The following is a 6988-nucleotide window of genomic DNA, read 5'->3' as shown; positions in this document are numbered from 1 at the left end:
GGTTCCTCGCCACGCGCACGACGTCGTCGCGGAACTCCTTGGGGTAGGGCTTGGGCACAGCGCACATCCTTCCAGCGGCACCTCTCGGCACCACAGATCAGATGTCACCTATCCGTGCAGCAGTCCCTCATGACGTCTCCAACCCCTTCTGCGCCAATCGCCACCTCGCCGGAGCCTGAACTCCGACGCGACCAGCTGCAGGCGATCGACTTCGTCACCAGCAGAGACGCAAGCCTGCTGCTGTCCGAGCCGGGGTGTGGCAAGACGGGCGTGCTCTTGGGGGCGGTTGAGGTCGTCTGTCTACTCGAGGGGGGCAGCGCCATGGTGATGGTGCCGCCGGGGCTCATTGCGCAGTTCAGAGCTGAGGCAGCGATCTGGTCGCCCGGGCTACCGGATCCGCTGGTCAATCGGGTGCCTGCTCCCGGGCAGTGGGCGCTGGTCGCCCACTCGCGTGCGCACCTGCTGGTGGATGAAGTCCGTCGCGACGGTCTGAACTTCCTTCTTGTCGATGAGGCTCATCTGGCCTCGACGATCGTCCCCAAGCCGACTCGAGTTCAGCGAGCCGTGCATGCGCTCGCGGACGAAGCAGGTGGCGTCGTTTTCGCGACCGCCACACCGGTTGACTGCGTGGCTGCGACCGACCTCATCGGGCTCATCAGTACGTCCGGTTTGATCAGCCGACGGCACGTGGAGGCTGTGCTTGCTGAAGTCGAGTTCGCCGAGTTCCGCCCGGGTGAACGCCAACCGCGCTGGATCTCCGACCGAGGAATCGGTTGGCTGGGTTCACTCCTCGCCACTGGCTCAGTGCGAATGCGAGCCAATGATCTCGGTGTCGACCTCCCTGAAGTCGACACCAGCCATATCCGCGTGCCTCTGGGGCGGCGCCAACTGGCTCAGCAGGCCGCAGCTGAGCGATTCTCCGGACTCCGTCGAGCCCAGCTGCGCGACCGTGCCAGTCATGATCCTCAGGGTCTCGCCGCGGCCGTCATGCAGTGGCACGAGCGCTCGGGTGAGTGCCACGAGCACATCCTTGTGCTGACCGAACGCCTGGAGACGGTCAACGCGATCGCCGAGGTCGCTGCACGAAACCACACCCCGGTCTTCGTGATGACCGGCGCTACGTCTCCAAGCAAGCGGTCGCAAGCGATATCTGCCCACCAACGGCAGGGCGGTCTCCTCGTGGCCAGCGGCGTGGCAGACGCTGGCCTGAATCTGCAGTACTGCTCAGCCTTGGTAGAGGTAAGGACACCGTGGACCGCAGAGCGCGCCAGCCAGCGCTTGGGTCGGATTCGCCGGCCGGGTAGCCGGCACACGAAGGTCGAGCACGTGTCCATCGTCCCCGACACCTTGGACGAGCAGCGCCGCGAAGAGCGGCGCGTGGCTCGGGCAACCATGGCAGAGAGGCTGCTGAGCGCCTCGCCCACCCCTGAGCAGCACTGGCAAAGGAGACGCGCTAGCGCCTAGGTAGCTCCATCGCTCAACGCTGACTTCTCATCCGGCGCACTCCGATAGCAGCGGATGGAAGGATCCGACCATGGCTAGTCAGGACGAACTGAATTGGGCCCGGAAGTACAACGGCTACGAACGCATCGCCCGCGATCCTCGCAGCCTCGGCCTGCTGCTTGGTCCGGCGATGGCCGAGTACGAGCAGACCAGACGAATCCCCGAGTGGTGCGGTGTTGACTTTCTGCGCGCTTGGGCGTTCTACCGACACCGTGAGCACCACATGGACGGCATCGGGCCGATCGCGGCCGACTTCGATGCTGTTCTCGAGGCGATCAGGCTGCACCCGGCGGCCCGCAAGCGCGACCTACCACCTGCACGTCTCCCGGACGACGCCACTGAGTAGTAGCGAACTCGTCCGAGCTGTCGCCGGCCGGAAGTGGGTCGACGCAGTCGAGCAGATCTTTACCTACCGGGCGGCTCCGGTGATCCTCTGCGTGTGACGAAATCACAAGCAGAATTTCAGCCGATCGGCAACGCCGGCATGAGTGCCACCTTGCGGACCGACCGTGGATGGACCATCACCGTGCGCGGGCGGATCGATGATCCCAAGCACGAGATCATGGGGAGCGACCGTCTGGCGGACAACAGGGTCCTCGTCACCAACCTCTGGGCCTACGCCTGTCAGGAGAAGGCCGGTCGCCGCTCTCGAGGTGCACAGCGCAGCGAATACGCCAAGCAGGCGGAGCTGCACCGCCGGCTCGCCTGCGAGATCGCCGACCTCGTTGACAAGCAAGGCAGTCAGGAGAAGGTGGCGTGGTGCTCTGCTTGTTTCGAGCAACACGGCCACCGAAAGGTCGAAGCCGCCTTCGCAGTGCCCACCTATCTCTGTGCTGGTTGCGGAGCCGCGACCCTGTCCTGCGCCGCGCCTCGATGCGGGGCAATGGCCACCCGCGGATTCGGCACCATCCGCATCCCGCGGTACTGCGCGGAGCACCGCCACGTGATCCCGAGCTTCGAGCTGGCTCACGCCAAGATCGAAGACCTCAGCAACTTCGCCGAGATCCTCCACTACGACAAGGCCAACCTCTCCCGTCTCTCCAAGCTCGGCATTTCAGGTGTGCTCGCCGCTGGAGCCATGACAGGAGTCGGCCTGGTAGCCGCCCCTCTGGTCGGCGGCGCCATCGGCACGCTGGCCGGCGGATACACCGGCGCGGCAGCCACCAGTTACGGACTGGCTCTGGTTGGCGGCGGCTCCATCGCCAGCGGCGGCCTGGGAATGGCCGGTGGCACCGCGATCATCGCAGCTGCGGGCGGGGCACTCGGCGGAGCGCTCGGCTACGGGGTCACCAACGCTTACATCAGCCAGGACGACTCCTTCCGCATCGACACCTTGAAGAAGGGCGCCAGCGGCCCCGCGGTGATCGTCTGCTCCGGCTTCCTGACAGAGGATAAGGACGGATGGGGCGACTGGGAACGACTGGTAACCCAGCGCTATCCAGACTCCACCGTGTACCGCGTTCACTGGGGTTCCCACGAGCTCGCAGCGCTGGGGCGGGTCCTCGGATCGGGTGCCGGCAAAGCACAACTGGGCATGGCCATCAAGGGAGCCGCACTCAAAGCCAGCAAGACCGCCGCGAAGAGGGTCAGCCCGTTGACTGGCGCACTCATCGTTCTGGACCTGGTCAAGAATCCTTGGCACACCGCTCGAACCCGAGCTAACAAGACCGGAGCGATCGTCGCCGACCTCGTCGCGCGAACCGAGCTCGACGAGGTGGTGCTGGTTGGTCACTCCTTGGGCGCACGAGCCATGGTCTGTGCCGCCGAGTCTTTGGGCACCAAGCCGAGCGCACCGAAGGTGCGCGAGGTGCACCTGCTCGGGGTCGCGAACAACGCCAAGCGCGACTGGTCCGCCTTGCAGACGGCCGTGGTCGGCAAGGTTTACAACTATCACTCTCGCAACGACAAGGTCCTGAAGTTCCTCTATGCCACCGTCGAGGCCGGACAGGTTGCGGCCGGGCTCAACGGCATGAAGACCTCGCTGCCGAGGTTGATCAACGTCGACGTCACCTCGAAGGTCGACGGCCACTCCCGCTACTGCAAGGACCTCGACCTCAAGTAGCCCGGCCGACGATGCAGTCGGGTGTATCGGATATCCAATCCGATACGCCACTACCTAGACAGCTGGTCCCGCCGACGTCGTGCCTGCCAGTCGGGCATGGCCGGTCGTGGCCCGGCGACATGACCTGGCCTGAAGATCTGGCTGCCCTACGATGCGGGCGTGTCCATGGACCAGTCTCTGTTCCCCGACGACGACCCTGCGGTCGCGCCCGGCGGCGCGACACCGCTGCCGGGACACGCTCACCCTGGCTCTGGATCATCTGGCCACCACCAAGGCGCCGCTGAAGGCGGAGTCGCGGGCCGCTCTGATGCGGGAGAGGTCGTGCCCGCTCCGCCGTGCACTCGACGCCCAGGGCCTGGTCGACATGACGGATCGGAAGCTGGCAGTGGAGCGAGCGGTCGGCCGCTCAGTCGACTCGTTGCGCGACCTCAGTGCGGTCGAAGTTCGCGCGGTTCTGGCCCACTTCGCTGCGATGCCGGGATCAGACTCAGAGTCCGGGTCTCAGAACTCGTCGTGGGATGAGCGTGACCACGACACCTGGATAGACCGGCTCTCACCACCACTCCTCGGGAGGCCGCACCTGTGACCCTGGTCTATCGCTCCGTCTTCAGCTCCACCGATGACGCGATCTTCGACTCCGCTGAGCCTCTGTTCCTGCAGTGGCTGCAGACCAAGGGGTACCCGCTGCCTCCCGAGGGCCTGACCGACGGGAGCCATCAGCTCGTCGAAGCGCCCGAGCAGAGTGTTGCGTTGCTCCGCGCCACCGAGACCCTGCACGACGGGTCAACGCTGACCAGGTGGCACCTGGAGGAGATCACCGCCGACCAGGGGCGCTGGATCACGAACAGCGGCCTGCTCCTGCCTCCAGTGAAACCCGAGCGGGACGCTGAAGTCGCGGACGACCCAGCACCGGGGTCTCACGAGATGGGCCCAGTCTCGGCGCCCTGGATCTGGGTCGAGCTCGAGCACGAACCACCCCAGGGTCAGACGGCATCCAGGCCAGGAAGTCCCCGATTCGTTCGCGAGCTTCTCGCTGCCGGGGAAGGCACCGACGGAACGGTCCCGCTCACGGCAGAGCCCTGGGTCATCACCAGCGCCCACATCGCCGAACTGGCCCGCTACATTCTCGATCCCCGGCGCCGAGTCCCGATCCTCGTCTTCGCCGCCGACGCTCGCCGAGCCTACGACCAGGATCGACTCGCGAGCCTGCTGGCTCGCGATCTCGCCGGAGTGGCAGCCGTCTTCCAGCTCAGTGACGGCGAAGCGACCCAGGCACTGGCTCAACGGCTCCCGGAGGGCTACGCCGTCTACGCCGGAGGCCTGCGGACCTACCTACCGGGCCTCCGACCAGCTGCTGACGGGACCCTCGACGACGCCGGCCGACACCGCACCCTGGGACGTGCCAGCCTTGCCGCCCTGGGCCCGAGGGCCTTCCCAGGTGTCAAGGACCAGGTCCTAGCGCTCTCGACGCGCCGGGCCCTGCCCAAGTGGGGCCCCACGACCGACCCAGGTGCGGCGGCGACCGCGACCGCAGCAGACTCACCAGCTGTCGATGTCAACGACACAGCGGCATCACGCCCAGTGCCGCGACTGCGGAGCGCACCGCTCGGCGCACCCTGGCTACAAGAGCGTCTTGGCAAGCTGCTCAATCTGCTCGGCGGAACGAGAACGTCTGTGGCGAGCACGGACACAGCACAGCTCGCCCGCGACTTCGATGCCGCCCTCGACGAACTCCTCGCGGCCTACCCACTGGCCACCGAATCGGACTCGTCGGCGCCACCTGCGCAGAAACCCGACGACGCAGAAGCGCCCCGTCTGGCTGAGCAACGCGAGCTGTACGACGCGCTACTGGCTGACGCTGAACGTGAACGCGACAACGCTAACGGCGATCTCGAACTGGCTCGCATGGAGCTGGAGGACCTTCAACTCGACGCTACCGAGACCTCCGCCGCCCTCGAGACCGCTGAGCGGCGCGCCCGCTGGCTTGAGAAACGCCTACGAGAGATGGGCGACGCCGCTCTCGGCGAAGACGACGAGCTGCCCGCAGCGCCACCGTCGGTAGCTGACGCGCTGGAACTGGCACGTGAGCACCTCACCCACGTGGTCATCGGCGACACCGACCAGACAGCTGCGGAGCTGGATCTTCACGCCGCCTCACAGATGTTCGCCATCAAGACCTGGCAAGCCCTGATCGCGCTCAACGACTACGCACAAGCCCGCAGCCGCGGCGAATTCCAAGGATCGTTCATGGCCTGGTGTCAAAGCCCTCCAGGGGGACGGTCAGCGATCTCGGCCAACTCCGTGGCCCCCGGCGAAAGCCAAACTGTCGACCAGAGCCCTGCCCTGCGCTCGGTGCGGGTCTTCACAGTCCCGACTAGCGTGAACGAGTCGGGAGAGGTGTACATGGCCGCGCACATCCGCATATCCAAGAGAGCCGCGCCCGCGCCCCGACTCCACTTCCATGACGACTCGGCCAAGTCGGGCAAGGTATACGTGGGCTACCTGGGTGCGCATCTGCCCACCGCCCGCTTCGGGTAGCTCGGCAAACGGGCCCGCGGCCAGAAGTCGACGACAAGAAACCAACGTCAGCTGCCGCGCAGGTTCTGCGAAGCGACACCGAGAAGCCATCGATGTAGTTGCTCGAAAACCGTGTTGTCTTTCGCCTTGAACACGGCCGTCCTGGGGTCGCTGCCTACCCTGGTTCCTGTGGGCACGCTCAAGGGTTGACCGTCGATGGCGATCGTCAATATTCCAGCTGTCCAGCGCGTCGCAGCTTCGAAGCGCGCGCCGGTTAGACGGTGAAGTTGAATGGGTTCCGCGGGCGTGCGGACGCTCTGGTGCTCGATCATGAGGAAGCCGTCGCTGATCGTGAGCACGCACTCCCTTCCGACATATCGCGCCACTCTCGGCTCGGCAGGGGGTGCTATCTCCGAGTGGGCGGGGAAGTGCTGCTGGTCAACCCGCGAGTCGGTGGGACTACCGGCGGCAGTGTCAAGAGTGACGTCGTAGGCGATGGGACCAAGTTCGCCTGGTCGCGTTCGGTACACCACGCCTTGACCTTCGACAAGCCGCGCCAGGGCAGGGGCCATCGATAGGTGAACGAAGACGTCGGCGGCTCCATTACGGGGCGTGATGAAGCCGGTTTCGTTGTCTGGGTTGAACCACTTGACGGTGCCTCGCTGAAGCGGAGTCGCAAGGTCGGTCTCAGCCGAGGGCGCATACCAGGGAGGGACTGCAGTGACGAGCATCCCGGCAGAGAATTCCGACGGACCACGATTCGGAACCAAGATCCCAATGGGGCTCTTCACAGACCGGGGTGTAGTAGGGGTCTGAAGCCGCCGGTCTCAAGCAGGCTCCTGGCGATGTAGTTGGTCAGGTTGCGGAACCCGAGCGCTGATCCGCGTAGGTGCTCGAGCCGTCCGT

At 65.8% G+C, this 6988-nt stretch carries 5 protein-coding genes and 1 pseudogene; 4 read left to right on the top strand and 2 right to left on the bottom strand.

What is annotated here, in order from left to right:
• Positions 1–129: 129 nt before the first annotated feature.
• The 4 genes from ACYVID_RS17960 to ACYVID_RS17945 all read left to right on the top strand — a co-directional run bounded on the left by ACYVID_RS17960 (position 130) and on the right by ACYVID_RS17945 (position 6103).
• Positions 130–1464 (top strand): helicase-related protein, encoded by a 1335-nt coding sequence (locus ACYVID_RS17960; RefSeq protein WP_460739420.1) that lies wholly within the window; start codon positions 130–132, stop codon positions 1462–1464.
• 70 nt (positions 1465–1534) lie between these two features.
• Positions 1535–1849, top strand: coding sequence for a hypothetical protein (locus ACYVID_RS17955; protein ID WP_460739418.1), 315 nt, complete (start codon positions 1535–1537; stop codon positions 1847–1849).
• A gap of 93 nt (positions 1850–1942) precedes the next feature.
• Positions 1943–3565, top strand: coding sequence for a DUF726 domain-containing protein (locus ACYVID_RS17950; RefSeq protein ID WP_460739416.1), 1623 nt, complete (start codon positions 1943–1945; stop codon positions 3563–3565).
• A gap of 582 nt (positions 3566–4147) precedes the next feature.
• Complete coding sequence (locus tag ACYVID_RS17945; protein ID WP_460739414.1) at positions 4148–6103, top strand: hypothetical protein; 1956 nt, start codon at positions 4148–4150, stop codon at positions 6101–6103.
• Between the two features lie 47 nt (positions 6104–6150).
• Here ACYVID_RS17945 and ACYVID_RS17940 read toward each other — a convergent pair whose 3' ends face one another.
• Both ACYVID_RS17940 and ACYVID_RS17935 read right to left on the bottom strand, forming a co-directional pair.
• Positions 6151–6441: a hypothetical protein gene (locus tag ACYVID_RS17940; protein WP_460739422.1), complete on the bottom strand. Its 291-nt coding sequence runs from the start codon at positions 6439–6441 to the stop codon at positions 6151–6153.
• A gap of 132 nt (positions 6442–6573) precedes the next feature.
• Positions 6574–6813, bottom strand: a pseudogene (locus ACYVID_RS17935) (cold-shock protein); the annotation flags it as partial.
• Between the last annotated feature and the right edge of the window lie 175 nt (positions 6814–6988).

The sequence above is a fragment of the Nocardioides ginkgobilobae genome (genome assembly GCF_054781275.1).
Note: the sequence above shows the minus strand (reverse complement) of the source record. Positions and strands in the feature narration are given on the sequence as shown.

What these genes read in the sequence shown, in the direction of transcription:
- ACYVID_RS17955 (WP_460739418.1), top strand. Translation starts at nt 1,535, where the DNA reads ATGGCTAGTCAGGACGAACTGAATTGGGCCCGGAAGTACAACGGCTAC.
- ACYVID_RS17960 (WP_460739420.1), top strand. Translation starts at nt 130, where the DNA reads ATGACGTCTCCAACCCCTTCTGCGCCAATCGCCACCTCGCCGGAGCCT.